Here is a 25,391-nt window from a genome sequence, read left to right on the forward strand (position 1 = left end):
GCCCGGAAAAACCCGTCAACGGCCCAAAATTTGCAGCTTGGACCGCAAAGTCATAAGCCCACAGCTGTTCAGATTTTATCCAGATTCATCTTTATCCGGTCATCGAGAGCGGGTATCATGCCAACCCTTTTTCGGACTCCAATGATTCGGCCCCACAACAGGGAACACCTATGTCGGCGGTACGCATCGGCCCTTACACACTGCGAAACAACCTGATCCTCGCGCCCATGGCCGGGGTCACGGACCAACCTTTCCGTACGCTTTGCCAGCGCCTGGGCGCCGGCATGGTCGTCTCGGAAATGGTGACCAGCGACATGAGCCTGTGGAACAGCCGCAAGTCGCGCCTGCGCCGCATCCATGATGGCGATCCCGAGCCACGCTCGGTGCAGATCGCCGGTGGCGATGCGCAGATGCTGGCCGCGGCGGCCCGGGCCAATGTCGAGGCTGGCGCCCAGATCATCGACATCAACATGGGCTGCCCGGCGAAAAAAGTCTGCAACAAGGCCGCCGGTTCTGCTTTATTGAGAGATGAAGCCTTGGTCAGCGAAATCCTCCACGCCGTGGTCGGCGCAGTGGAAGTACCGGTGACCCTGAAGATCCGCACCGGCTGGGACCGGGCGAACAAGAACGGCCTGACCGTGGCGAAGATCGCCGAGCAGGCCGGCATCCAGGCGCTGGCGGTACATGGCCGCACACGCGCCGACCTGTACACCGGCGAAGCCGAGTACGACACCATCGCTGCGATCAAGCAGGCGGTGTCGATCCCGGTTTTCGCCAATGGCGACATCACTTCGCCAGAAAAGGCCCGGGCGGTGCTGCACGCCACCGGTGTCGACGGCCTGCTGATCGGCCGTGCCGCCCAGGGGCGGCCGTGGATTTTCCGCGAGATCGAGCATTACCTGCGTACGGGCGAGCACCTGCCTGCTCCGGCGCTGGAGGAAGTGGAACACATTCTGCTGGAGCACTTGGCGGCGTTGCATGCCTTCTATGGCGATGTGATGGGCGTACGTATCGCCCGCAAGCACGTTGGCTGGTACCTGGCAACACGACCGGGCGGCAAGGAGTTCCGCGCCCGGTTCAATGCGCTGGAAGACACACAAGCGCAGTGCGCCAACGTTCGCGCGTTTTTTCGCGAACGTCGAGAGAGCCTTGAGACAGAGGACGGACAAGGGGTGGCCGCATGACGATGATGACCGAGACATTAGTGAGTGGAACAACGCCCGTGAGCGACAACGCCAACCTGAAACAGCACCTCAATACGCCGAGCGAAGAGGGCCAGACCCTGCGCGACAGCGTGGAGAAGGCGCTGCACAACTACTTCGCACACTTGGAAGGGGCGACCGTCACGGACGTCTACAACCTGGTGCTGTCGGAAGTCGAGGCACCGCTGCTCGAAAGCGTGATGAACTACGTCAAGGGCAACCAGACCAAGGCCAGCGAGATGCTCGGGCTCAACCGTGGCACCCTGCGCAAGAAGCTCAAGCAGTACGACCTGTTGTAACCGAACCCCAACCAGAAAAGGCGGCTCTCCCAAGAGGCGCCTTTTTTGCTGAATCCACCGCGTTATGGAATCCGAAATGACCGACCAGACTACCCGCCTGCCGATCCGCCGCGCCCTGATCAGCGTCTCCGACAAGACCGGGATCCTCGAGTTCGCCCGTGAGCTGCAACAGCTCGGCGTCGAGATCCTGTCCACCGGCGGCACCTACAAGCTGCTCAAGGACAACGGTGTGAACGCGGTGGAAGTGGCCGACTACACCGGCTTCGCTGAAATGATGGATGGCCGGGTCAAGACCCTGCATCCGAAGATCCACGGCGGCATCCTGGGCCGTCGCGGCATCGACGATGCCATCATGAACGAACACGGTATCAAGCCGATCGACCTGGTCGCGGTCAACCTGTACCCGTTCGAGGCAACCATCGCCAAGCCCGGCTGCGACCTGCCGACCGCCATCGAGAACATCGACATCGGCGGCCCGACCATGGTCCGTTCTGCAGCGAAGAACCACAAGGACGTCGCCATCGTGGTCAACGCCAGCGACTACGCCAGCGTCCTGGAGAACCTCAAGGCCGGCGGCCTGACCTACGCCCAGCGCTTCGACCTGATGCTCAAGGCCTTCGAACACACCGCCGCGTACGACGGCATGATCGCCAACTACATGGGCACCATCGACCAGGCCAAGGACACCCTGTCCACCGAAGGCCGCAGCGAGTTCCCGCGCACCTTCAACAGCCAGTTCGTCAAGGCCCAGGAAATGCGCTACGGCGAGAACCCGCACCAGAGCGCGGCGTTCTACGTCGAGGCCAAGAAGGGCGAGGCCAGCGTTTCCACCGCGCTTCAGCTGCAGGGCAAGGAGCTGTCGTTCAACAACGTGGCCGACACCGACGCCGCGCTCGAGTGCGTGAAGAGCTTCGTCAAGCCGGCCTGTGTCATCGTCAAGCACGCCAACCCATGCGGCGTGGCCGTGGTTCCGGAAGACGAAGGCGGCATCCGCAAGGCCTACGACCTGGCCTACGCCACCGACACCGAGTCGGCCTTCGGCGGCATCATCGCCTTCAACCGTGAACTGGATGGCGAAACCGCCAAGGCCATCGTCGATCGCCAGTTCGTCGAAGTGATCATCGCGCCGAAGATCTCCCAGGCTGCCCGCGAGGTGGTGGCTGCCAAGCAGAACGTGCGTCTGCTCGAGTGCGGCGAATGGCCTGCCGAACGTGCTGCCGGCTGGGACTTCAAGCGTGTCAACGGTGGCCTGTTGGTGCAAAGCCGTGACATCGGCATGATCACTGCCGAAGACCTGAAGGTCGTGACCAAGCGCGCCCCGACCGAGCAGGAGATTCACGACCTGGTCTTCGCCTGGAAAGTGGCCAAGTTCGTCAAGTCCAACGCCATCGTCTACGCCAAGCAACGCCAGACCATCGGCGTGGGCGCCGGCCAGATGAGCCGCGTCAACTCCGCCCGCATCGCCGCCATCAAGGCCGAGCATGCCGGCCTGCAGGTACAGGGCGCGGTCATGGCCTCGGATGCGTTCTTCCCGTTCCGTGACGGCATCGACAATGCGGCTAAAGTGGGTATCACGGCGGTGATCCAGCCAGGTGGTTCGATGCGCGATGCCGAAGTCATCGCCGCTGCCGACGAAGCTGGCATCGCCATGGTGTTCACCGGCATGCGCCACTTCCGCCACTGATTTACGGCAATCGGCCGCACTGAAGCAGGCATCTGCTGCGTTGGGGCCGCTTCCGCTGATGCTCATTGCCAAAAGGCAACTCCGCTCATCGGAACCGGCCCCGCCTTGCACCTACCTGCTTCATTGCGACCTCGTACAGCGTGAGGCTTTGCCTCCCGCCCGAAAGCATTCGAGGTTTTGACATGAAAGTTTTGATCATCGGCAGCGGCGGCCGTGAGCACGCCCTGGCCTGGAAAGTCGCCCAGGACCCACGGGTCGAGAAGGTCTACGTTGCCCCAGGCAACGCCGGCACCGCCACCGAAGCCAAGTGCGAGAACGTCGCCATCGACGTCACCGCCCTGGAGCAATTGGCCGACTTCGCCGAGCAGCACGTACAGATGACCATCGTCGGCCCAGAGGCCCCGCTGGTCGCCGGCGTCGTCGACCTGTTCCGCAGCCGCGGCCTGGACTGCTTCGGCCCAACCAAGGGCGCAGCCCAGCTGGAAGGCTCCAAGGCCTTCACCAAGGACTTCCTGGCACGTCACAAGATTCCGACCGCCGACTACCAGAACTTCACCGAAATCGAGCCGGCCCTGGCCTATCTGAAGGAAAAGGGCGCGCCGATCGTCATCAAGGCCGACGGCCTGGCCGCGGGCAAGGGCGTGATCGTCGCCATGACCCTCGAGGAAGCCGAAGCCGCCGTACGCGATATGCTCGCCGGCAACGCCTTCGGCGACGCAGGTTCGCGCGTGGTCATCGAGGAGTTCCTCGACGGCGAGGAAGCCAGCTTCATCGTCATGGTCGATGGCCATAACGTGCTGCCGATGGCCACCAGCCAGGACCACAAACGCGTCGGCGACCAGGACACCGGCCCGAACACCGGTGGCATGGGCGCCTACTCCCCGGCTCCGGTGGTCACCCCGGACGTGCACCAGCGCGTGATGGACCAGGTCATCTGGCCGACCGTGCGTGGCATGGCCGAGGAGGGCAACGTCTACACCGGCTTCCTGTACGCAGGCCTGATGATCGACAAGGCGGGCAACCCCAAGGTCATCGAGTTCAACTGCCGCTTCGGCGACCCGGAAACCCAGCCGGTCATGCTGCGCCTGGAATCGAGCCTGGTATTGCTGGTCGAAGCCGCCTTCGCCAAGGCCCTGGACAAAGTCGAGGCCCAGTGGAACCCGCAACCGAGCCTGGGCGTGGTCCTGGCTGCCGGCGGCTACCCGGGCGACTATGCCAAGGGTGACGTCATCAACGGCCTGGATGCGGCCGCCAAGCTCGAAGGCAAGGTCTTCCATGCCGGCACCGCCCTGAAGGACGGCCAGGTCGTCACCGCTGGCGGCCGTGTGCTCTGCGCCACCGCCATGGGCGCCACGGTCGAGGCTGCCCAGCAGCAGGCCTATCGCCTGGCCGAGCAGATCGACTGGAACGGCAGCTTCTACCGCACCGACATTGGCTACCGGGCCATCGCCCGCGAGCGTGGCGAGCACCAGTAACCTACACCGAATCGCCGTGTCGCCCCTGGCGCACGGCCTTCGGCCCGCCGACAAGGCCTCCCCGGGGGCTTGCCTCGGTCTTGGCGCCCCGCGCATAGTTGTAATCCGGCATCTTAGCTAGGAAGGACCTCGTCGTGCGTCGGCTTCGGATTGCCATTGCCCTGATCGTCAGCCTGCTGACACTGCTCTGCCTGCCTCCTGCCTCAGCCGAGCAAGGCGCAGGCTGGTCGGTCCTGCTCGATGAACAGGCCAACCTGCAATTGAGCGATGTGCGCTCGGAGCGCTACCGCAACCAGTTCAGCCCCATCCAGCTGCTCGAGCTCGACGCCGCACCGGCCGACCAGGCCCTCTGGCTGCACTACCGGCTCGAACCCGGTGAGCAGGAACAACTGCTGTGCATCTTCGCCCCAGACCTCTCGCGCCTGGACTTCTACGCCCTGGATGGCGAAAAGCTGGTGCGCCAGATGCACCATGGCCGCCAGGCCGGCAATGCCAGCCCGACCCTGCGCAGCAGCGACCACCTGTTGCCATTGCCCAACAGCCCCAACGCCCTGGAAATCTACGTACGGCTGGTCTCCGAACACCAGTTGCGCCCTGCCATCAGCCTCGAGCCTGCTGTGTCGGTCGCCGCCGACCAGACACGCCCCTTGTTGTTCGGCCTGCTGTTCGGCGGCCTGGCAATGCTGATCCTGCACAACCTGATCCGCTTCCTCTACACCCGCTCCAACACCACGCTGATCCTGGCCCTCTACCATGGCCTGATGCTGCTCAGCGCCCTGATCCTGCTCAACCTCAGCGGCCCCTGGTGGCACCTGTGGCACAGCGCGCAGACGCCGGCAGCCTACCTGACCCTGGTCCTGGCAGGCCTGGCCGGGCTGTATTTCACCCAACATTTCTTCAGCCCCTGCAGCTCGCTGCGGTGCAACCGCCTGTTGCATGGGGAGATGCTGATCGTCGCGGTCAGTGGCCTGGTGCTGCTGTTCGTCGATACCCTGCCGCTGAACCTGATGACCTACGCCCTGATGGCCCTGGGCAGCGTCACCATGCTGCTGGTCAGTGCCTACCACTGGTACAAGGGCTATGGGCCTGCGCGTCTGTTCGCCGTGGCCATGCTGGTGTTCAACCTAGGTGGCCTGGTGCTGCTGCCTGCCCTGCTGGGCCTTACCCGCACCACGACCCCCTGGCTGCTGTGCATTCTCATGGGGCTGACCGTGGCCAGCGGGCTGCTGTTGAACCTGGCGGTCAGCGAGCGCCTGCGCAGGATCAGCGAGGAACGCTTCCGCGCCAGCCGCGCCCTGGCCGCCAGCGATGCCGAGATCAACGCCAAGGCCGAGTTCCTGGCCAAGATCAGCCACGAAATCCGCACCCCCATGAATGGCGTGCTGGGCATGACCGAACTGCTGCTGGGCACGCCGTTGTCGGTCAAGCAGCGTGACTATGTGCAGACCATCCACAGCGCCGGCAATGAGCTGCTTACCCTGATCAACGAGATCCTCGACATTTCCAAGCTCGAGTCCCGCCAGATCGAACTGGACGATGTGCAGTTCGACCTCAACGCGTTGATCGAGGATTGCCTGAACATCTTCCGGGCCAAGGCCGAGCAGCAGAACATCGAGCTGATCAGTTTCACCCAGCCGCAGGTTCCGCAAGTGATCAGCGGCGACCCGACACGCCTGCGCCAGGCCCTGTCGAGCCTGCTGGACAATGCCCTGAAGAACACCGAGCAGGGCGAGATCCTGCTGGTGGTGGCCCTCGACCAACGAGGTGGCGTGCCGCGCCTGCGCATCGCCGTGCAGGACAGCGGCGATGCGATGCCGCCTGCCGAGCGCGAAGCCTTGCTGCAGGCCGAGCTGCACAGCCACCAGTTCCTCTCCAGCAACAAGCTCGGTGGCCACCTGGGGTTGGTCATTGCCAAGCAATTGATCGGCCTGATGCAAGGCGAGTTCGGGATCAAGAGCAGCAACAATACCGGGAACACCCTCTGGCTCACCCTGCCCCTGGATCCCTCGCGCCTGGAGCAACCGCCTACCGACCTGAACGGCCCGTTGCGCGACGCCCGCGTACTGGTGGTGGACGACAACGACACGTGTCGCAAGGTGCTGGTGCAGCAGTGCAGCGCCTGGGGCATGAATGTCAGCGCCGTGCCGTCGGGCAAGGAGGCCCTGGCCCTGCTGCGCACCAAGGCGCACCTGCGCGACTATTTCGACGCCGTGCTGCTGGACCAGAACATGCCAGGCATGACGGGCATGCAACTGGCCGCGAAGATCAAGGAGGACCCCAGCCTGAACCACGACATCCTCGTGGTGATGCTCACCGGTATCAGCAACGCGCCGAGCAAGATCATCGCCCGCAATGCCGGGGTCAAGCGCATCCTGGCCAAGCCGGTGGCTGGCTACACCCTCAAGACTACCCTGGCCGAAGAGCTTGCCCTGCGCGGCCGCGAACAGCCATCCGCGCCCGGCCCGACAGGCCCATCCGGGCCGTTGGACCTGCCCAGCGACTTTCGCGTGTTGGTGGCCGAGGACAACAGCATTTCGACCAAGGTCATCCGTGGCATGCTCGGCAAGCTCAACCTGGAGCCGGACACCGCCAGCAATGGCGAGGAGGCCCTGCGGGCAATGAAGGCACAGCGCTACGACCTGGTGCTGATGGACTGCGAGATGCCCGTGCTCGATGGCTTCTCCGCCACCGAGCAGCTGCGCGCCTGGGAAGCTGCCAACCAGCGTCAGCGCACCCCGGTGGTGGCGCTGACCGCGCACATCCTCAGCGAACACAAGGATCGCGCGCGCCAGGCGGGCATGGACGGGCACATGGCCAAGCCGGTGGAGCTGTCGCAATTGCGCGAAACGGTCCAATACTGGGCCAGCCAACGCGCAGCTGCCTCGGACCCATTACACACCCCCTGAACAGCGGCGCAAGCTTCATCGCGGGGCAACCCCGCTCCCCAGAATCAGAGGGTTGTCCCCGGAGTGCTGATACACTTGCCCACACCTCTCTCCGCCATGGATCCGCGCCATGCTCCATGAGTTGTTCAGCGTCTACCTGAAAATGCTCGTGCTCTACAGCCCGTTCTTCGTGCTGTCCTGCTTCATCAGCCTGACCCGCGGCTATTCCAGCAAGGAGCGCAAGCAACTGGCCTGGCGCGTGGCCGTCGCCGTGCTGGTGGCCAGCGTCCTGCTCTACCTGTTCGGGCGGGTGATCTTCGGTGTATTCGGCATCACCGCCGACGCCTTCCGTATCGGCGCCGGCAGCGTGCTGTTCATCTCAGCCCTGGGCATGGCCCAGGGCAAGTCGGCGGTACAGGCCGACAACGTGCAGCAGGACGTGACCATCGTGCCGCTGACCATCCCGCTCACCGTCGGCCCCGGCACCATCGGTGCATTGTTGGTGATGGGCGTGGGCCAGCCACACTGGGATGACAAGCTGCTGGCCATAGTCAGCATCGCCCTGGCCAGCTTCACCGTAGGCCTGGTGCTCTATCTCTCGTACCACATCGAACGCCTCCTCGGCGACCAGGGCCTGCAGATCGTCAGCCGCCTGATGGGGTTGTTCGTCTGTGCACTGGCGGCGCAGATCATCTTCACCGGGATCAAGGGCTACCTGCTCACCTGAGCTTGAGGTCGAGAATCGATCGACGACTTTGCGCTGTCACCCGGGATTGAATCTTCGCCTTGAACTCATCTCGGAAGATCCGCAGATTGAAGCGGATCAGCTCCGCACTTTGGATGCGTACCTGGGACTTGTGGTCGAAGCTGTAGAACAGAACCCCTCCCAACCTGGTATCGAGCGGCACATTCAACTCCATGTGATAAAGCACCATGTCGAAGTAATCGCCCGAATGACGCACGCAGGGCAACAATTGGAAATGCAACGTGCTCCCGGCTCGCGCGTTTATCTCGAATACCCGCATCGCCTTCGGGTCGTTTTCAAGCGCGTTCAACGCTTGGCCGGTCAACTCGGCATGCACGCCTGAGCCCGCCTGTTCGATCTGCATCACGGCATGGTCCACCAGCCGCCCACGGTCCGGGCCCCGACGTTGCACATTGGGTGGCGGCGTGGCATCCCACCCCAGGTAGCTCAGTTTGCGCCGGTAGTTGTCGAACCAGTTGCTGTTCAAGCCAGAGGTGAATTCGTCGCGCGTCGCGCGCTGCGCGAACAGGTTCACCAGCAGGATGTCCTCCCGATCCTCAGGGCTTACACCAGGCATGAACGCCGCCAGGCTGCCGGAAACGACACTGGCACTGCTTGCGTCATTCATGGCGTCGCCCTCCCGCACTGGGCAAGGCGACCTGGCATACGTACTGGGCTCGCACATGCGCATACTTCTCCCGAAGCCCGTCACGGATGTCCGCCAACGCACGTTCGGAAACCAGGTAACGGGTGGCGTGCAACGTCAATTGTTCCAACGCCAATACATCGAACCGCTGCCAGGGCCAACGTCGTTCGATGCCCTCACGGCTCTTGAAGCGCATCTCCCCGCTCACGATCGACGCGTCAGGCAACACCACCCGCAGCTCGGTCACCAAGGTGGCGCAAAGGTCCCGCTGGGGAGGTTGGACGCATTCGGTCCATAGGGCCTGCAAGGCTGGGTGCGCCTCAGGCAGGTCGACAGCCTTCAGGCAACGGGCTGCTCCCGCTCGGTACGCAGGTGCAAGCTTGCTCAATACACCACCGCACAATGCCTTGAACGGTTCGACCGACACCACCGGCTTGTCGGGCGACGCCAGCTCGGTGAAGGGGCAACCCAGGTCCAACTGGGTGTTTCGGTATTCCAACCGCCACCGTGTGTAGTCATCGAACACGGCATATTCCGCGCTCGCCTGAAGGTAGGCAGCCAATTGCAGGTCGAGCAGGGTCTCGATCTGTTGCGCACTCAACGTACTGGACATCAGCACCAGGCTGTTGCCGTTGAGCCACAAGGTGTAATCATGGGGCATGATTCATCCCTCCAAAGGCGCATCGGGAACGATTCCCGATGCGTATGGACTCAACGCTTGAGTTTCAGGCTCAGCAGGGTGGAGCGGGCATTCTTGCTCACGCGGTCGATCAAGACATCGCGGTTCTGCTCGTAGAGGCCACGATGGAAGACCAGCGCAGCAACACCGGTATACGTGGTGCTGCCATTGCTGTTCCATTTGAACAGCAGGAAGTTGCCGTTCACGTCCGGCTCGGCATCGGTATGGACAGCGGTCAGCAGCATGACCACCTCACCGTTGGCCGACTGGTTGCACTGTGCCAGGCTCAGGCCGCTGCGATCCTTTTCGAGGGTGTCGCGCTGAAGCAATTCGATGGCTTCGGGGCTATTGGCAAGCGCGTCGATCGCCGCCGTGCCGACCTCCTTGGCAGCACCGATGATGCCACCGGACAGAAAGCCCAGCGCCACCTGCAACCCCTTGCCCAGCAAGTTGCTGACCTGCAACTGCACATTACTGCTGACGGTGCGGTTCATTTCATAGCGAACCGGTATCCACCCCGTTTGCTGCATGATGTCGATGTAGAAGCCGAACCATTGGTCCGCCTGGTTCGTCGGGTGAAACTGCGCGGTGGCCGCCTGGGTGGCGAAGACATGACATTCCTTGGCAGCGTCACAGTTCGCCTTGCTCATGTGGTCAGGGAAGACGAACAGGTTCTTGTCAGCCAGCACTTCGACGCGCTGATTCTCGATTTTTTCGCTCATGGCCATGGTTCCTCGGTAGGTTGAAGCTGGAGCCGGGTGACTCCAGCCATCAACCTACCGAGCGCGACAGGCCGTGCCTGCCGCGAAAGGCTTCCTGGCCCGGTAAGCCTCCAACCCTCAGGGTCGGGCGCCGTACCAACGCGGTGTATAGACCCATTCGCCGCCGCCAGGGCGCTCGAACCGGCAGGTGGTCGAGGACCCCACCAACACCATGGTGCGCATGTCGACCATTTCCGGCTCCAGCTCGGCCAAGGTGACGACCCTGAGCGTCTGCCCTGGCCTACCGATATCTCGGCCAAGGACTACAGGTGTTTGCCCGTCACGGTGCTGGCGCACGATGTCCAGGGCACGCCCCAGCTGCCAGGGCCGCGAACGTGATATCGGATTGTAGAAGGCCAGCACCAGGTCAGCCTGGGCGGCAAGGTCCAGGCGCCGCTCGATGATCGACCAAGGCTTGAGGTTGTCCGACAACGACATGACGCAGAAGTCATGGCCCAGCGGCGCCCCCGCCTGGGCAGCGGTGGCCAGCGAAGCCGAGACCCCGGGCAGGATCTCCAGGTCCACCCGATGCCAGGCCGGGTCACTGGATTCGTGCAAGGCTTCGAGCACGGCTGCTGCCATGGCGAACACCCCCGGGTCCCCGGAGGACACCACCACCACTGAACGCCCCTGGGCCGCCAGCTCGAAGGCATGACGGGCGCGTTGCATCTCTTCGCGGTTGTCGGTGCAATGCAGTACCTGGTCCTCACGGAACGGGCCGGCCATACGCACATAGGTCTCGTAGCCGAGTACGTCCTGGGCACGGGCCAGCTCGGCCTTGACCGCCGGAACCATCAGCTCGGCCGCGCCGGGGCCAAGCCCGATCACGGCCAGGCGCCCTCGACGCCTGCCCACCTGCAGGGCATCCACGGGCGCCGCAGCCACTGCGACGACGAGACCATCCTGTTCGATCAACCGGGCTCCGGGCACGGCTTCGGCGACCATCCCGGCAAGGTCCGAGGCCAGGGTGGCGAAGCGCAGTTCGACGCCCAGTGCTTGCGCCGCATCGTGCAGGCCCTGGTCGGCCATGGCCTGCTCCGCGGCCAGCAGGCAGACCAGCGATTGCTCGGCGATACCAGCCTTGCGCAGCCCCTCACGTACCCGCTCGACGACACCCGAACCACCGCCCTCGACCGCCACGACCACGCAGTGGGCGTGGATCAACAACTCGTCACGGCTGGCCGGCCGCGCTTCACAGCCCACATGGATGGCGCGCTGGGCAGCCCGGTCCTGCGGCAGGTGCGCCTGGGCAAGCCAGGGCGCCTCGCCTTCCACGCGTACCGCCTCACCGGCCAACAGGTCGGAGACGAAGCGCTTGCCCTGCTCCAGGTCCGCCAGTGTGTAGCCTGGCGGCGGGTTGAGCAGGCAGGTGCCGAAACGCAGCTCGCCACTGGTGGTGATGGCCGGTGCTACATCCAGCGCCAGGCCGATCTCCCGGGCCATGACATTGACCCCGCCCAGGCCACCCAGCAGCGGCACCACGGCGCTGCCATCCTCGGCCACCGCCAGTACCGGTGGCTCGGCGCCCTTTTCCGCGAGCAGGCCGGCCAGGCTGCGAATCACGATGCCGGCGGCGCACAAGGCAATGATCGGTGAGCCCTGCCGGTAGAGCTGGCGCAGGGTGTCACCGAAGTTGTCGTAGCGTGCATCCACGTCCTCGACCCGCCCTTGCAGGCCATGGATCGTCGCCTGTGGATAACACCGCTGGATCCGCTGCGCGGTAGCCAGGCTGCCGGGGCCGAGGATGACGATCGCCGGGGCCTTCTGCATGTTCAGCCCTGCCATTTTTCACCCGGCACGACGATCAGCGAGAAGTATGGCGAGGATTGCGGGTCCACCTCGTCCAGCGGGACGATCTTCTGGTTGGCCATGGTCGCACGCTCCACGTAGAGCGCACGTTCGTCCAGGCCCAGTTCGCCCAGCACCTGGCGCACCTTGGGGAAGTTTCGCCCAAGCTTCATGATCACGGCAGCGTCGGCATCGGCCAGGCGCCGCTTGAGTTCGTCATGGGGCAACACGCCGGAGAGGACCGACAGGCTCTGGTTGCGATACACCAGCGGCGCGCCCAGCACCGAGGCCCCTCCGAGCATCGAACACACGCCAGGGACGACCTCGGCCTCGTAGCGCTGGGCCAGACGGTCGTGCAGGTACATGTAGGAGCCGTAGAAGAACGGGTCGCCCTCGCAGATCACCGCCACGTCACGCCCAGCGTCCAGGTGCGCGGCCACCTGCACGGCGGCCTCGTCGTAGAAGTCGCTGATCACCTGTTCGTAGGACAGCGGCGCCGGCAGCACTTCGGTCGTCACCGGATACACCAGTGGCAGCAAGGTCTGCGCCGCCTGCAGGTGCGCCTCGATGATGCCGAAGGCATTGCCCCGCTTGCCCTTGGCCACGAAGTAGGCCACCACGGGGGCCTCGCGCAGCAGGCGCAGGGCCTTGACCGTGATCAGTTCCGGGTCGCCGGGGCCTACGCCCAGGCCGAACAGACGTCCACGCGGCTGCATTATTCCACCTCCGTGGCCAGGGCGTTGACCGCGGCGGCGGCCATCGCGCTGCCGCCCAGGCGGCCCTGCATGATCACGAACGGCACGCCGCGGCTGTCGGCGGCCAGCATCGCCTTGGACTCCGCGGCGCCGACGAAGCCCACCGGGAAGCCCAGGATCAGTGCAGGCTTGGGCGCGCCGGCGTCGAGCATCTCCAGCAGGTAGAACAATGCGGTCGGGGCGTTGCCGATCACCACCACGCTGCCCTCCAGGTACGGGCGCCACAGTTCCAGGGCCACGGCCGAGCGGGTGTTGCCCTGCGCCTTGGCAAGGTCCGGTACGCTGGGGTCGCGCAAGGTGCAGATCACCGGGTTGTCGGCCGGCAGGCGCGCGCGGGTCACGCCTTCGGCGACCATGTGTGCGTCACAGAGGATCGGCGCGCCCTTGGCCAGGGCTTCGCGGCCGGCACGCCCGGCACCTTCGGAAAACTGCAGGCCGTCGATGGCATCGACCATGCCACAGGCATGGATCACCCGTACGGCGAGCTTCTCCAGGTCGGCGGGTATCCGCTCGAGCCGGGCTTCCTCGCGGATGATCCGGAAGGAATTGCGATAGATCTCCTGACCATCGCGGATGTAGTCAATCATCAAGGTGCTCCGTCGGCAGGTCGAGCATGGCGCCTGCTTCTTCTGGGGTGATGTCGGTTGCGCGAAGCCTGCCGAAACCCGGCTGGTGCCTGTCGCGCAGATAAAGGTCGTATCGGCCCGGTGAGCGGGCCAGCAAGGTGGCCGGGGCGACGTGGGCCGCAGCGCAGGAGCGGGGGCAGCCGGACAGGTGCACGCTGCCGGGGCGCCCGGCCTGCAGCAAGGGCGCGAGCGCCAGGGCATCAGCCTTGGTGTCGGCCAAGGCCTTGGCGCACCCCGTTGAGCCGGTACAGGCGGTGAGCCGGGCAAGGGGGTGATCGGCGTGGCAAAGCAGCCCCAGGGCGTGCAATGCTGCCTGGGCCTGCTCGAGCCGCGCCGGGTTCAGGTTGGGTATCACCAGGCTTTGCCAAGGGCTCAGGCGCAGGCTGCCATCACCCGCGGTATGGGCCACGCCAGCAATGCCGCGCAATTGGCTCGAGGTCAGGCGCCCCAACGGCGGAGCGATACCCAGGGCCATGCCCTGTCGCTGGGCCAAGGGGCCAAGCCAAGGGGCCCGGGCCGGCGCGCGGCGCCAGCCGAGTACCGCTGCATCACGGCGGATATCCAGGCCCAGGCCGCCGATGAACGCGTCGACCGGGCAATCGGCGAGCAACTGGCGCATGCGCGACTGCTGCGGCCCGGCCAGGTCGAGGAAGCGCACCAGCACTGCCTGCACCAGCGTCAGCCCCTGTTCGACCGGCACGGCGCCCATCGCCTGGCCAGGGCACCCGGCCAGGCCGAACGCAAGCCAGGTGTGCTGGTCGAGCGTCATTGCCGACAGCCACAGGTCATGGGGGTGCTCGAGCATCGCCAGGCCTTCGCCGCCGTCGAGCTGGATGGCGAACTTGGCCGACAGTTCATGCAAGCGAGGGGTGGTTTCCAGCATCCGCAGCATTTCCCCGGCCAATGGGCGGGTATCGAGCAGCATGGCGGGGTCGAGACCTGCGAGCGGGCTGAGCATCAGGTTACGCACATCGTCGAATGCGGCATCACGCGGCCCGAGCCCGGCATCGAGCAAGTTCTGCACCAGGCCCTGGCGGTCGTGGCCAATGCCACGGATCTGCAGGTTGGCGCGGTTGGTCGCTTCGATCACGCCCGTGGCGAAACGCTCGGCAGCGTCGGCTACGGCCTCGGCCTGCCCGGCCTGCAGCACGCCACCAGGCAGCTTGATGCGGCAGATCCCACCGTCGCGCGCATCGACGATGCGCCACAACCCCGGGCAGGCCGAGGGGCGGGGCGACACGAGGGTGCTTGGTGGCTGCGTCAAGGGGGCATCCGGCATCTTGAAAATGCGCTTGAGTGTAGAAGGCGCGGTATTATGCCTGCTTTGTCCGGCGGCATGAAAAACCGGCGGTCGAACACGACACAGAATTTCAGGGCGGTACACGCGGACTCTGTAGCCGCGGGCTTGCCCCGCGATGGGCTGCAGCGCAGCCCCAACATGGCGGATCAACAACAGATGGCACCCTGGCTGACAATAGTGGGCATCGGCGAAGACGGCTTCAACGGCTTGGGCAAGCAGGCCCGACGCGCCGTGCTGAGTGCCCCACGGATCTTTGGCAGCCCGCGCCAGCTGGCGCTCCTGCCTCGCTGCGTGGCTGGCGAACGCCTGAACTGGCCGAGCCCGTTCTCCCTGGCTCCGGTCCTGGCCCTGCGTGGCGAGCCGGTGTGCGTGCTGGCCAGCGGCGACCCGATGTTCTACGGCGTCGGTGCCAGCCTCGCCCGCCACCTACCCGCCGAAGAGCTGCTGGTGCTGCCGATGCCATCGTCCTGCGCCCTGGCCGCCGCCCGCCTGGGCTGGGCGTTGCAGGACGTGCAGGTGGTGTCGCTCGTCGCCCGCCCCCTGGCCGCGCTCAATGCCCACCTCTACAGCGGCCTGCGCCTGCTGGTGCTGAGCAACGACGGCGACAGCCCGGCGGCCATCGCCCATCTGCTTTGCGAGCGCGGCTTCGGCCCCAGCCGGCTGCAGGTCCTCGAACACCTGGGCGGCCCCCAGGCACGCCAGTTGTCCGGCAGCGCAGAAGACTGGCCCCACGGCCGGGCCGCAGACCTGAACCTGGTGGCCATCGAATGCCAGGCCTCGGCCACCACCCTGCAGCTGTCGCCCGTTGTCGGCCTGCCCGATAACGCCTTTCGCCATGACGGCCAGCTGACCAAGCGCGACGTGCGCGCCATCACCCTCGCCCGCCTGGCCCCTCGCCCTGGTCAGCTGCTGTGGGATGTGGGCGCCGGCTGCGGATCGATCGGCATCGAGTGGATGCGCGCCCACCCCAGCTGCCGCACCCTGGCCATCGAGGCCGACCAAGGGCGCCAGGCGCATATCGAGCATAACCGCGACGCCCTCGGCGTACCCGGCTTGCAACTGGTCCGCGGCAAGGCCCCCGAAGCGCTCGCCGGGCTTGAGCGCCCCGATGCGGTCTTCATCGGTGGCGGCGTCACCGGCGACGGCGTACTGGCCACGTGCTGGGAGCGGCTGCGCCCTGGCGGGCGTCTGGTGGCCAATGCCGTGACCCTGCAGAGCGAACTGGCCCTGGCCACGTTCCGCGACACCCATGGCGGCGAGCTGACCCGCCTCCACGTGGCCCATGCCCAGCCCCTGGGCAGCTTCGACACCTGGCGCCAGGCCCTGCCGATCACCCTGCTCGACGTGGTGAAACCTCTCGATGCGTGAAGAAACCCGCGAGAACGCCGCGCCCCTGCGCAGCGGCCTGACCACCGGCAGCTGCGCCACGGCCACCAGCCTGGCGGCGGCGCGCCTGCTGCTCACCGGCGAACCTGCCGATGCCGTGGAGATCACTTTGCCCAAGGGCAGGCAGGTGCAGATGCGCCTGGAATTCTGCCGCCTCACCGCCGCAGGCGCCGAGGCCGGCACGTTGAAGGATGCCGGCGATGACCCCGACGTGACCCACGGCGCCCTGCTCTACAGCCAGGTGCGCCTGCTCGATGCGCCAGGCGTGCGCTTCGTCGCCGGCGCGGGCGTGGGCACGGTCACCCGCCCGGGCCTGGTACTGGCGGTGGGCGAGCCAGCCATCAACCCGGTACCGCGGCGCATGATCAGCGAACACCTGCAACGCCTGGCGGACGCGTGCGGCCATGCAGGGGGTTTCGAAGTGACCGTCAACGTGCGCGACGGCGAACAGCTTGCCCTCAAGACCATGAACCCGCGCCTGGGCATCCTCGGCGGGCTGTCGATCCTCGGCACCAGCGGCATCGTCCGGCCATTCTCCTGCTCGGCCTACATCGCCTCGATCCAGCAAGGCATCGACGTTGCCCACACCAACGGCTACACCCACATCGCCGCCTGCACCGGCAACGCCAGCGAAGACACCATGCGCCAGGTCTACGGCCTGCCGGAAATCGCCCTGATCGAGATGGGCGACTTCGTCGGCGCCGTGCTCAAGCATCTGCGCAAGGTACCGGTACCGCGCCTGACCCTGTGTGGCGGCTTCGGCAAGATCAGCAAGCTCGCCGCCGGGCACATGGACCTGCACAGCCGCAGCTCGAGCATCGACCTACCCCAGCTGGCGCGCTGGGCTGCCGACATCGGCGCGGACTCAACGCTACAGGCGGCCATCATCGGCGCCAACACCAGCCAGCAGGCCCTGGCCCTGGCCCACACGGCGGGCATCGCCCTGGGCGATACAGTGTGCGCCCACGCCCTGGCGTTCGCGCGCAGCGTGGTGCCGGCCCAGGTGCAGGTCGAGGTGTTCGCCATCGATCGCCAAGGTGGCATCGTCGGCAGGGCGGGCGTGCAATGAGCATGCGCATCCTGCTGCTTGGCGGCGTCAGCGAAGCCCTGGCCATTGCCCGCCAGCTGGGGCCTGAACATATCTACAGCCTCGCCGGCATCGGCCGCGTGCCCCAGGACCTTGCCTGCCAGGTGCGCGTGGGCGGCTATGGCGGCGCCGATGGCCTGGCCACCTACCTGCGCGAGGAACGCATCAGCCTGCTGATCGACGCCACTCACCCGTATGCGGCGCAGATCAGCGCCAACGCAGCCCAGGCCGCCGCCACCGTCGGCATTCCCTGCTGGGCCCTGCGCCGGCCTGCCTGGCAGCCCCAGGCGGGCGATGACTGGCGCGAGGTGGACGGCTGGGCCGAGCTGATCAAGGCCCTCGCACCCTTCGAGCGGCCCTTGTTCACCCTCGGTCGCGAGCCCTTGCAGCACCTGCATGAAATCCCTGCCCACCAGTTCTGGACGTTGCGCGCCCTTGAGGCCTGCCCCGGCAACGAGCGCTGTGAGGTGATCGGTGCACGCGGGCCGTTCCACCTCGCGGACGAGCGCGCCTTGTTCGCCCGGCGGCGAATCGATGTGCTGGTGAGCAAGAACAGCGGCAGCACCGCCACCGAGCCCAAGCTCGAGGTGGCCCGGGAGCTGGGGGTGCCGGTACTGGTGCTCAAGCAGCCGGTATTGCCCAAAGTCGACCGGGAGTATGAAGAGGTACGCTTGCTTCTGAACGCCATTGCCGACCTTGGCCAGCCTCGCCCGATGTATATCCCATTGACATATACCAACTGAAGCCCAAACGTCGGACATACATTCTTGCTTCCCAGGAGGCTCGTCATGGATCAAGGTGCTGTCTTCAAAAGCAACCGCAGCCAGGCCATCCGTTTGCCCAAATCACTAGCCCTTCCCGAAGAAGTCACTCGCGTGGATATCGTCGCTGTTGGCCGTGCCCGCATCATTACGCCTGCTGGAGAAGCGTGGGATAGCTGGTTCGATGGAGAGGATGCAAGCCAGGACTTCATGGCCAGCCGCGACCAACCTGCCGACCAGGAGCGCGAAGGGTTCTGATGCTCAGGTACATGCTCGATACCAATATCTGCATCTTCACGATCAAGAACAAACCGCAATGTGTGCGTGAAGCGTTCAATCGCCACCATGGCCAATTGTCGATCAGCACCGTCACCTTGATGGAACTGGTTTACGGCGCAGAAAAATCCGCCGCCCCCGAGCGTAATCTGGCGGTCATCGAAGGTTTCGCTGCACGACTGGAGGTTCTGGAGTACGACAACCATGCTGCAGCTCACACAGGTCAACTACGAGCGGAACTTGCACGTGAAGGTCGCCCCATCGGGCCCTACGACCAGATGATCGCGGGCCACGCCAGAGCGCGCGGCCTGGTACTGGTCACCAACAACCGGCGAGCATTCCTTCGTGTGCCGGGGTTACGTGTAGAAGACTGGCTGTCTTCTGCCCGTTGACCTGTCAGGTATTTCGGCGGGCATCGCTCACAGCGCCAGCTTTTACGGGGACCACCTTGAGAAAGCCCCTACACCCAACCCTCACCCATGGTGCGACACTTCATCGCACCCGGGCTTTTTTACCTATACTCGCCCTTACAATAGCCACCTGATTCCTGACCGGATCTCTCTCATGACCCCACGTCGGCACATTGCGTGGATAGCCTGCCTGGCAGTGCTGTTCAACCTGCTGGCCATGCCGCTGTCGTCGGCCGCGCCCAAAGGGCCGGCCGAGCAGCTGCTGTGGGGTGCCTTCTGTTCGAGCATGGCGAACAAGAGCAAGGTCGATGTCCAGGCCCTGGCCAAGATCGACCTGGGGCCGCAGAGCGACGACAGCGCCAGCATGATGAATTGCTGGTGCTGCTCCGGCGCCGCGCCCCTGCTCGCATTGCCCGGCTACCCTGCGCAGCTGCATAACCCGCCGCTGATGCAAGCCGGCTTCGTAGCGCCTCTTGCCGACTACCGACCCACGCCGCGCCAGCTATGGCCGGCGCTCAATCCCCGCGCGTCCCCCCTGGCCTGAGTTCACCCCGCTGTCTGCCTGAACCTGTACAGATCGGAGACTCACCATGCTCAAGCACATCCTCGTCCTGGCCGCCCTGATGCTGCCCGGCGCTTTCGCCAATGCCCATGAATACACCGTGGGCAACCTGCATATCGCCCACCCCTGGTCCCTGGCGCTGCCGCCCAACGCCCCCAATGTCGCGGCCTACTTCGTCGTGCACAACAACGGCCAGCAGGACGACCGCCTGCTCTCGGTCGACAGCCCCATCACCGACGACGCCCAGTTGCACGAGCACGCCAGGACTGCCGATGGCCTGATGAAAATGCAGCAGGTGCCCAGCGTCCCGGTGCCGGCAGGCAAGGACCTGATCTTTGCCCCCAGCGCCTATCACGTGATGCTGATGCAACCCAAAGATCGCAGCCTGCTCAGCGATGGCAAGCGCTTCCCGCTGACCCTGCACTTCGAGAAAGCCGGCGATGTCACCGTCGAGGTGGCCGTGCAGCAGCAGCCACCTGCCGAGCAGCAAACGCACACACATAGCCACTGATCGTCGACGAACAGTCATGAGCCTGCCGCGCAACCGGTTCGCCCGCACTTCCCGCCCTGACCGTAGGCGCTTGGGGGGTGGCTGGCTGAGCCTGTTCGCCATGTGGATGATCTTCATCGGCCCGCTGGTTTCCCAGTCGATGCCGATGGAGCACCACGCCGGCATGACCATGTCCATGCCGATGGACATGGCGATGGCGGCCGAGCACGACCATGGCAGTGCAGGCCACCACGGCCAGGCCGATGGCAAGCTGCATGTGGTCTGGGAAAAATGCGGCTACTGCAGCCTGCTGTTCAATTGCCCGGCCCTACCCCAGACCCTCAGCCCGCTCAACGCCGCGGCCACCCTCCCCCCACTGCTCACGCCCGCCCCGGTTCGCCAAGGGCATGCTCGCCAGGCCATATTCCCGGGCGCTCGCAGCCGCGCTCCACCCCTTTCGATCATCGCCTGAACACAACCTGCCAACGCACGGAGCCACAGAGCTTCGCGCCTGTTCACGACTGATCGACTGGAATCACTATGTCCGGCTGTACCCCTGTTTTTGCCCTTTCCCTGCGCGGCACCCTCGCCGCCCTGTGCGGCTCGCTGCTCGCGCCCGTGGCCTTGGCCGCCGAAACCGGCCGCCTCGAAGGCCATGTGCATGACCCGGCCGAGCTGAGCCCGACGGTGGTCACCGCCATCGCCCCCAGCTCGCCGCTGACCGTGGTCGCCAACCCCAAGGACCCACGCCAGCCCGTGCCGGCCAGCGACGGTGCCGACTATCTCAAGACCATCCCCGGCTTCTCGGCAATCCGCGCAGGTGGCACCAATGGCGACCCAGTGCTGCGTGGCATGTTCGGCTCGCGGCTGAACATCCTCACCAACGGCGGCGTGATGCTGGGCGCCTGCCCCAGCCGCATGGACGCACCAACGTCCTACATCTCGCCGGAAACCTACGACCGACTGACAGTGATCAAGGGCCCGCAGAGCGTGATCTGGGGCCCGGGCGGTTCGGCCGGAACCATCCTCTTCGAGCGCGAGCCGGAGCAGTTCGGCGAACTCGGCAGCCGCGTCAACGCCAGCCTGCTGGCCGGCTCCCATGGCCGCTTCGACAAAGTGCTCGATGCCGCTGCCGGCACCCGCCAGGGCTACGCCCGCTTCGTCGGCAATCAGTCGCGAGCCGATGACTACGACGACGGTAACGGTGACACGGTGCCCTCACGCTGGGACAAGTGGAACGGCGACGTCACCCTCGGCTGGACGCCGGACCGGGACACCCTGCTGGAACTCACCGCCGGCAAGGGCGACGGCGAGGCCCGCTACGCCGGGCGCGGCATGGACGGCTCGCAGTTCAAGCGCGAGAGCCTGGGCCTGCGTTTCGAGAAGTCCAACCTGGGCGAAGTGCTCGACAAGGTAGAAGCACAGGTCTACTACAACTACGCCGACCATGTGATGGACAACTACAGCCTGCGCACGCCGGGCATGATGGCGATGGTCAGCAACGTCGACCGTCGCACCATGGGCGCACGCGTCAAGGCCACCTGGCGCTGGGCCGATGTGCAGTTGGTTTCCGGTATCGATGCGCAGACCAACGAACACCGCAAGCGCGGTGGCATGGCGGTGGACGCACACAAGGGCCAGCCCTGGACCAAGGACGCCGACTTCCACAACTATGGGCTGTTCAGCGAGCTGACCTGGTACGCCACCGGTGAGGATCGCCTGGTCACCGGGGCACGCCTCGATCGCGCCTCGGCCCGCGATTTCCGCAAGAACAGCCCTACCGCCGGGGACACCCGCGCCGACACCCTGCCCAGCGGTTTCGTGCGCTACGAGCACGACCTGATGGCGATTCCTGCCACCACCTACATCGGCCTTGGTCATGCCCAACGCTTCCCAGACTACTGGGAGCTGTTCTCGCCCAAACAGGGACCGAACGGTTCGCGCAATGCCTTCGACAGCATCAAGCCGGAAAAGACCACCCAGCTGGACTTCGGCATCCAGTACCGCGCTGAGCGCCTGGACGCCTGGGCCTCGGGCTATGTCGGGCAGATCCGTGACTACATCCTGTTCGACTATCAAGGCATGAACAGCCAGGCACGCAATATCGACGCCCGTATCATGGGCGGCGAACTCGGCGCGGCCTACAAGCTGAACGAAAACTGGAAAGCCGACGCCACCGTAGCCTACGCCTGGGGCAAGAACAGCAGCGATGACAAGGCCCTGCCGCAGATGCCGCCATTGGAAAGCCGCCTCGGCCTGACCTACAGCCGCGACACCTGGAGCGTCGGAGCCCTGTGGCGCCTGGTGGCGGCGCAGAACCGCATCGCCGAGAACCAGGGCAACGTGGTCGGCAAGGACTACGAGAACAGCGCGGGCTTCGGCGTGTTCTCGTTCAACGGCGCCTACAAGGTGAACCGCAACCTCAAGCTCAGCGCAGGCGTCGACAACCTGTTCGACAAGGCCTACGCCGAGCACCTGAACCTGGCCGGGAACGCCGGGTTCGGCTACCCGGCCAGCGACCCGCAGCCGGTGAACGAGCCCGGCAGGACCTTCTGGACCAAGGTCGACATCAGCTTCTGACAACAACGACCCAGGCGCGGCCGTCCCCGCGCCTGACCGGTCTCTCGGGAGGTTCACATGAACGAAAAACGCATCTCCTTCTACAACCTGGCCTGGCGCTGGCATTTCTATGCCGGTCTGTTCGTCGCGCCCTTCATGATCCTGCTGGCAATCACCGGGATCATCTACCTGTTCAAGCCCCAGCTCGACCCACTGCTCTACCGCGACCTGATGGTGGTCGAGGCCGGCCACCACCGGCAGGACGCCGACACGCTCCTGGCCGAGGTACGTCGGGCTTATCCACAGGGGCATGTGGGCCAGTACCTGCCGCCGGTCAGTGCCGAACGCAGCGCGCAGTTCGTGGTGCACGACGGCGGGCGCGAACTGAACGTGTTCATCGACCCGTACAGCGCCAAGGTACTCGGCGAGCAGGACGGCAAGAACAACCTGCAGGCAGTGGCCAGGGCCCTGCACGGTGAGCTGATGGTCGGCACCGTGGGTGATCGGCTGGTGGAGCTGGCCGCCGGCTGGGGCATCGTGCTGGTGGTGTCCGGCCTGTACCTGTGGTGGCCACGCGGACGCAGCAGTGCTGGCGTGTTGTGGCCACGGCTGTCGGCACGCGGCAGGGTGCTGTGGCGCGACCTGCATGCGGTCACGGGGTTCTGGGGCTCGCTCCTGCTGCTGTTGATGCTGCTCAGCGGCATGACTTGGACGGGCCTGTGGGGCAAGCAGTACGCCGACCTGTGGAATCGCTTCCCGGCGGCCATGTGGAACGACGTGCCCAAGTCCGATCAGCAGGCCCGCGAGCTGAACAATGCCCACCGCCAGACCGTGCCCTGGGCCGTGGAGAATACGCCGATGCCGGTGTCCGGCGCCCATGCCGAGCATGCAGGCCACCACGCCATGGCCAGCGGCCCCGCAGCCCCCCAGGTGACCTTGCAACAGGTCGAGGACGTGGCCACCGCGCGCAAGGTCGAGCCAGGCTACAGCATCACCCTGCCGACCACCGCCGAAGGCGTGTTCACCATCGCGGTGTTCGCCGACGACCCTCGCAATGACGCCACCCTGCACGTGGACCAGTACACCGGCCGGGTGCTGGCCGATGTGCGCTGGCAGGACTACAGCCCGGTCGCCCGCGCTACCGAGCTTGGGGTGATGCTGCACGAAGGGAAGATGTTCGGGCCGCTCAACCAGCTCATCATCCTGCTGGTGTGCCTGATGATCCTGCTGGGCTCGGTCAGCGGGCTGGTGATGTGGTGGAAGCGCCGCCCCAACGGTGGCCTGGGTGTGCCGCCACTGCGCCATGACCTGCCACGCTGGAAGACCGCCACAGGGGTGATGCTGGTGCTGGGTGTCGCGTTCCCGCTGGTGGGAATGTCGATGCTGGTGATGTGGGCAGTCGACAGCCTGGTGGTGCGCCGCAAGGTGCTCGCCAGGGCGTGACTCCATAGGGGCCGCGGTGCGGCCCTCTTGCACTCGCTCAGCCCAGGCAAAATGGAGTCGATCTGTCGCGCCACGATCTGGAACGCGCGTGTTAGCCTACCTGGCTTTCCCGCAAGAAGACCGATCTCAATGGAATGCAGCCCATGACCCGGACCTCCTCCACACCGGCAGACGACACCCATCTGCAACGCAACCTCACCAACCGCCATATCCAGCTGATCGCCATCGGCGGCGCCATCGGTACCGGCCTGTTCATGGGCTCGGGCAAGACCATCAGCCTGGCGGGCCCGTCGATCATCTTCGTCTACATGATCATCGGCTTCATGCTGTTCTTCGTCATGCGCGCCATGGGCGAACTGCTGCTGTCGAACCTCAACTACAAGTCCTTCATCGATTTCTCCGCCGACCTGCTGGGCCCCTGGGCCGGTTATTTCACCGGCTGGACCTACTGGTTCTGCTGGGTCATCACCGGCATCGCCGACGTGATCGCCATCGCCGCCTACTCGCAGTTCTGGTTCCCCGACCTGCCCCAGTGGATACCGGCGCTCACCTGCGTGGCGGTGCTGCTGTCGCTGAACCTGATCACCGTGAAGATGTTCGGCGAGATCGAGTTCTGGTTCGCCATGATCAAGATCGTCGCCATCCTGGGCCTGGTCGCAACGGGCCTGTACATGGTGATCACCGGCTTCGAGTCGCCCGCCGGGCGCACGGCGCAGTTGGCCAACCTGTGGAACGATGGCGGCATGTTCCCCAACGGCGTGATGGGCTTCTTTGCAGGATTCCAGATCGCCGTGTTCGCCTTCGTCGGCATCGAGCTGGTAGGCACCACGGCCGCTGAGGCGAAGAACCCCGAACGCACCCTGCCACGGGCGATCAACTCCATCCCCGTGCGCATCATCGTGTTCTACGTGCTGGCTTTGATCGCCATCATGGCAGTCACTCCGTGGCGCGACGTGGTGCCGGGCAAGAGCCCGTTCGTCGAACTGTTCGTCCTGGCCGGCCTGCCGGCGGCAGCGAGCATCATCAACTTCGTGGTGCTGACTTCAGCGGCGTCCTCGGCCAACAGCGGCGTGTTTTCCACCAGCCGCATGCTCTACGGCCTGTCCCAGGAAGGCGACGCGCCGAAGGCCTTCGAGAAGCTGTCGCGGCGGGCCGTGCCGGCCAACGGCCTGTATTTCTCCTGCACCTGCCTGCTGCTCGGTGCCGTGCTGATCTATGTGATCCCCGACCTGGTGGAGGCTTTCACCTTGGTCACCACGGTTTCGGCGCTGCTGTTCATGTTCGTCTGGACGCTGATCCTGCTGTCGTACCTGACCTACCGCAAGCACCGCCACGCACTGCACCAGGCCTCGACCTACAAGATGCCTGGCGGGCGCCTGATGTGCTATGTATGCCTGGTGTTCTTCGCCTTCATCCTGGTATTGCTGAGCCTGGAGGCCGATACCCGCGCTGCGCTGGTCGTCACGCCGCTGTGGTTCTTGATCCTGGCCGTGACCTACCAGGTGGTGCGGAACAAACGCCACCCACGCACCGCCGTGCGTGGCAACCAGGGCAGCTGAAGCTGCCCCAACC

The 25,391-nt window shown here is 65.4% G+C and carries 24 protein-coding genes; 17 read left to right on the forward strand and 7 right to left on the reverse strand.

The genetic code is table 11. From position 1 onward, the window contains the following. Positions 1-170 precede the first annotated feature (170 nt). The 6 genes from dusB to ACNFCI_RS00320 all read left to right on the forward strand — a co-directional run bounded on the left by dusB (position 171) and on the right by ACNFCI_RS00320 (position 8,272). Positions 171-1,184, forward strand: coding sequence for a tRNA dihydrouridine synthase DusB (dusB, locus tag ACNFCI_RS00295; protein ID WP_084858759.1), 1,014 nt, complete (start codon positions 171-173; stop codon positions 1,182-1,184). After that, entirely contained in the window at positions 1,181-1,501 is a 321-nt protein-coding gene (gene fis, locus ACNFCI_RS00300; protein WP_008093076.1) for a DNA-binding transcriptional regulator Fis, read from the forward strand. Before dusB ends, fis begins: the two co-directional genes overlap by 4 nt. A 76-nt stretch (positions 1,502-1,577) precedes the next feature. Then, entirely contained in the window at positions 1,578-3,185 is a 1,608-nt protein-coding gene (gene purH, locus ACNFCI_RS00305) for a bifunctional phosphoribosylaminoimidazolecarboxamide formyltransferase/IMP cyclohydrolase (protein WP_224457041.1), read from the forward strand. A 182-nt stretch (positions 3,186-3,367) separates the two neighbouring features. Next, entirely contained in the window at positions 3,368-4,660 is a 1,293-nt protein-coding gene (gene purD / locus ACNFCI_RS00310) for a phosphoribosylamine--glycine ligase (RefSeq protein ID WP_416767194.1), read from the forward strand. A gap of 134 nt (positions 4,661-4,794) precedes the next feature. Continuing rightward, complete coding sequence (locus ACNFCI_RS00315) at positions 4,795-7,566, forward strand: response regulator (RefSeq protein ID WP_416767196.1); 2,772 nt, start codon at positions 4,795-4,797, stop codon at positions 7,564-7,566. Between the two features lie 109 nt (positions 7,567-7,675). Beyond that, entirely contained in the window at positions 7,676-8,272 is a 597-nt protein-coding gene (locus ACNFCI_RS00320) for a MarC family protein (protein ID WP_084858763.1), read from the forward strand. Here the strand turns inward: ACNFCI_RS00320 and ACNFCI_RS00325 are convergent. The 7 genes from ACNFCI_RS00325 to cobG form a co-directional block, all read right to left on the reverse strand. Further along, entirely contained in the window at positions 8,265-8,918 is a 654-nt protein-coding gene (locus ACNFCI_RS00325) for a hypothetical protein (protein WP_084858764.1), read from the reverse strand. The two genes, ACNFCI_RS00320 and ACNFCI_RS00325, sit on opposite strands and share 8 nt — an antisense overlap. Beyond that, positions 8,911-9,597: a hypothetical protein gene (locus ACNFCI_RS00330; RefSeq protein WP_416767197.1), complete on the reverse strand. Its 687-nt coding sequence runs from the start codon at positions 9,595-9,597 to the stop codon at positions 8,911-8,913. Before ACNFCI_RS00330 ends, ACNFCI_RS00325 begins: the two co-directional genes overlap by 8 nt. 50 nt (positions 9,598-9,647) lie before the next feature. Next, entirely contained in the window at positions 9,648-10,337 is a 690-nt protein-coding gene (locus ACNFCI_RS00335; protein WP_084858766.1) for a hypothetical protein, read from the reverse strand. Positions 10,338-10,454: 117 nt separating this feature from the next. Further along, the gene (cobJ, locus tag ACNFCI_RS00340) at positions 10,455-12,161 is read right to left on the reverse strand and encodes a precorrin-3B C(17)-methyltransferase (protein WP_084858767.1); all 1,707 of its coding nucleotides are present in this window, start codon (positions 12,159-12,161) and stop codon (positions 10,455-10,457) included. Then, the gene (locus ACNFCI_RS00345) at positions 12,149-12,880 is read right to left on the reverse strand and encodes a precorrin-2 C(20)-methyltransferase (RefSeq protein ID WP_084858768.1); all 732 of its coding nucleotides are present in this window, start codon (positions 12,878-12,880) and stop codon (positions 12,149-12,151) included. Before ACNFCI_RS00345 ends, cobJ begins: the two co-directional genes overlap by 13 nt. Then, the gene (locus tag ACNFCI_RS00350; protein WP_084858769.1) at positions 12,880-13,506 is read right to left on the reverse strand and encodes a precorrin-8X methylmutase; all 627 of its coding nucleotides are present in this window, start codon (positions 13,504-13,506) and stop codon (positions 12,880-12,882) included. The genes ACNFCI_RS00345 and ACNFCI_RS00350 overlap by 1 nt, the downstream gene beginning before the upstream one ends. Then, complete coding sequence (cobG, locus tag ACNFCI_RS00355) at positions 13,499-14,824, reverse strand: precorrin-3B synthase (protein WP_084858770.1); 1,326 nt, start codon at positions 14,822-14,824, stop codon at positions 13,499-13,501. The genes ACNFCI_RS00350 and cobG overlap by 8 nt, the downstream gene beginning before the upstream one ends. A gap of 177 nt (positions 14,825-15,001) precedes the next feature. On the opposite strand from cobG, the gene cbiE reads away from it, so the two are divergent. The 11 genes from cbiE (at position 15,002) to cycA (ending at position 25,378) form a co-directional block, all read left to right on the forward strand. After that, entirely contained in the window at positions 15,002-16,213 is a 1,212-nt protein-coding gene (gene cbiE, locus ACNFCI_RS00360; RefSeq protein ID WP_324815306.1) for a precorrin-6y C5,15-methyltransferase (decarboxylating) subunit CbiE, read from the forward strand. Then, positions 16,206-17,300 (forward strand): cobalt-precorrin-5B (C(1))-methyltransferase, encoded by a 1,095-nt coding sequence (locus ACNFCI_RS00365; RefSeq protein ID WP_084858772.1) that lies wholly within the window; start codon positions 16,206-16,208, stop codon positions 17,298-17,300. Before cbiE ends, ACNFCI_RS00365 begins: the two co-directional genes overlap by 8 nt. Beyond that, the gene (locus tag ACNFCI_RS00370) at positions 17,297-18,061 is read left to right on the forward strand and encodes a cobalt-precorrin-6A reductase (protein ID WP_416767199.1); all 765 of its coding nucleotides are present in this window, start codon (positions 17,297-17,299) and stop codon (positions 18,059-18,061) included. The genes ACNFCI_RS00365 and ACNFCI_RS00370 overlap by 4 nt, the downstream gene beginning before the upstream one ends. Before the next feature lie 45 nt (positions 18,062-18,106). After that, positions 18,107-18,337 (forward strand): type II toxin-antitoxin system VapB family antitoxin, encoded by a 231-nt coding sequence (gene vapB, locus ACNFCI_RS00375; protein WP_084858774.1) that lies wholly within the window; start codon positions 18,107-18,109, stop codon positions 18,335-18,337. Beyond that, complete coding sequence (gene vapC / locus ACNFCI_RS00380; protein WP_084858775.1) at positions 18,337-18,747, forward strand: type II toxin-antitoxin system tRNA(fMet)-specific endonuclease VapC; 411 nt, start codon at positions 18,337-18,339, stop codon at positions 18,745-18,747. Before vapB ends, vapC begins: the two co-directional genes overlap by 1 nt. Positions 18,748-18,919: 172 nt before the next feature. Then, complete coding sequence (locus ACNFCI_RS00385) at positions 18,920-19,309, forward strand: DUF2946 domain-containing protein (protein ID WP_084858776.1); 390 nt, start codon at positions 18,920-18,922, stop codon at positions 19,307-19,309. Positions 19,310-19,355: 46 nt separating this feature from the next. Beyond that, positions 19,356-19,838 (forward strand): copper chaperone PCu(A)C, encoded by a 483-nt coding sequence (locus tag ACNFCI_RS00390; protein ID WP_084858777.1) that lies wholly within the window; start codon positions 19,356-19,358, stop codon positions 19,836-19,838. Positions 19,839-19,854: 16 nt separating this feature from the next. After that, positions 19,855-20,289: a DUF2946 domain-containing protein gene (locus ACNFCI_RS00395; RefSeq protein ID WP_416767202.1), complete on the forward strand. Its 435-nt coding sequence runs from the start codon at positions 19,855-19,857 to the stop codon at positions 20,287-20,289. 68 nt (positions 20,290-20,357) lie between these two features. Then, entirely contained in the window at positions 20,358-22,397 is a 2,040-nt protein-coding gene (locus tag ACNFCI_RS00400; RefSeq protein ID WP_416767204.1) for a TonB-dependent copper receptor, read from the forward strand. Positions 22,398-22,454: 57 nt separating this feature from the next. Next, positions 22,455-23,819 (forward strand): PepSY-associated TM helix domain-containing protein, encoded by a 1,365-nt coding sequence (locus ACNFCI_RS00405; protein ID WP_084858780.1) that lies wholly within the window; start codon positions 22,455-22,457, stop codon positions 23,817-23,819. Positions 23,820-23,962: 143 nt separating this feature from the next. Next, positions 23,963-25,378, forward strand: coding sequence for a D-serine/D-alanine/glycine transporter (gene cycA / locus ACNFCI_RS00410; protein ID WP_084854279.1), 1,416 nt, complete (start codon positions 23,963-23,965; stop codon positions 25,376-25,378). The last annotated feature ends 13 nt before the right edge of the window (positions 25,379-25,391 follow it).

It is taken from the genome of Pseudomonas sp. NY15356 (assembly GCF_048068175.1).
In the GTDB taxonomy this organism is placed as follows: Bacteria; Pseudomonadota; Gammaproteobacteria; order Pseudomonadales; family Pseudomonadaceae; genus Aquipseudomonas; species Aquipseudomonas putida_K.

Bases quoted from the DNA above. Each gene is read 5' to 3' on its own strand.
- dusB (WP_084858759.1), top strand. From the start codon at position 171: ATGTCGGCGGTACGCATCGGCCCTTACACACTGCGAAACAACCTGATC.
- fis (WP_008093076.1), top strand. From the start codon at position 1,181: ATGACGATGATGACCGAGACATTAGTGAGTGGAACAACGCCCGTGAGC.
- purH (WP_224457041.1), top strand. From the start codon at position 1,578: ATGACCGACCAGACTACCCGCCTGCCGATCCGCCGCGCCCTGATCAGC.
- purD (WP_416767194.1), top strand. From the start codon at position 3,368: ATGAAAGTTTTGATCATCGGCAGCGGCGGCCGTGAGCACGCCCTGGCC.
- ACNFCI_RS00320 (WP_084858763.1), top strand. From the start codon at position 7,676: ATGCTCCATGAGTTGTTCAGCGTCTACCTGAAAATGCTCGTGCTCTAC.
- ACNFCI_RS00325 (WP_084858764.1), bottom strand. From the start codon at position 8,918: ATGAATGACGCAAGCAGTGCCAGTGTCGTTTCCGGCAGCCTGGCGGCG.
- ACNFCI_RS00330 (WP_416767197.1), bottom strand. From the start codon at position 9,597: ATGCCCCATGATTACACCTTGTGGCTCAACGGCAACAGCCTGGTGCTG.
- ACNFCI_RS00335 (WP_084858766.1), bottom strand. From the start codon at position 10,337: ATGAGCGAAAAAATCGAGAATCAGCGCGTCGAAGTGCTGGCTGACAAG.
- cobJ (WP_084858767.1), bottom strand. From the start codon at position 12,161: ATGGCAGGGCTGAACATGCAGAAGGCCCCGGCGATCGTCATCCTCGGC.
- ACNFCI_RS00345 (WP_084858768.1), bottom strand. From the start codon at position 12,880: ATGCAGCCGCGTGGACGTCTGTTCGGCCTGGGCGTAGGCCCCGGCGAC.
- ACNFCI_RS00350 (WP_084858769.1), bottom strand. From the start codon at position 13,506: ATGATTGACTACATCCGCGATGGTCAGGAGATCTATCGCAATTCCTTC.
- cobG (WP_084858770.1), bottom strand. From the start codon at position 14,824: ATGCCGGATGCCCCCTTGACGCAGCCACCAAGCACCCTCGTGTCGCCC.
- cbiE (WP_324815306.1), top strand. From the start codon at position 15,002: ATGGCACCCTGGCTGACAATAGTGGGCATCGGCGAAGACGGCTTCAAC.
- ACNFCI_RS00365 (WP_084858772.1), top strand. From the start codon at position 16,206: ATGCGTGAAGAAACCCGCGAGAACGCCGCGCCCCTGCGCAGCGGCCTG.
- ACNFCI_RS00370 (WP_416767199.1), top strand. From the start codon at position 17,297: ATGAGCATGCGCATCCTGCTGCTTGGCGGCGTCAGCGAAGCCCTGGCC.
- vapB (WP_084858774.1), top strand. From the start codon at position 18,107: ATGGATCAAGGTGCTGTCTTCAAAAGCAACCGCAGCCAGGCCATCCGT.
- vapC (WP_084858775.1), top strand. From the start codon at position 18,337: ATGCTCAGGTACATGCTCGATACCAATATCTGCATCTTCACGATCAAG.
- ACNFCI_RS00385 (WP_084858776.1), top strand. From the start codon at position 18,920: ATGACCCCACGTCGGCACATTGCGTGGATAGCCTGCCTGGCAGTGCTG.
- ACNFCI_RS00390 (WP_084858777.1), top strand. From the start codon at position 19,356: ATGCTCAAGCACATCCTCGTCCTGGCCGCCCTGATGCTGCCCGGCGCT.
- ACNFCI_RS00395 (WP_416767202.1), top strand. From the start codon at position 19,855: ATGAGCCTGCCGCGCAACCGGTTCGCCCGCACTTCCCGCCCTGACCGT.
- ACNFCI_RS00400 (WP_416767204.1), top strand. From the start codon at position 20,358: ATGTCCGGCTGTACCCCTGTTTTTGCCCTTTCCCTGCGCGGCACCCTC.
- ACNFCI_RS00405 (WP_084858780.1), top strand. From the start codon at position 22,455: ATGAACGAAAAACGCATCTCCTTCTACAACCTGGCCTGGCGCTGGCAT.
- cycA (WP_084854279.1), top strand. From the start codon at position 23,963: ATGACCCGGACCTCCTCCACACCGGCAGACGACACCCATCTGCAACGC.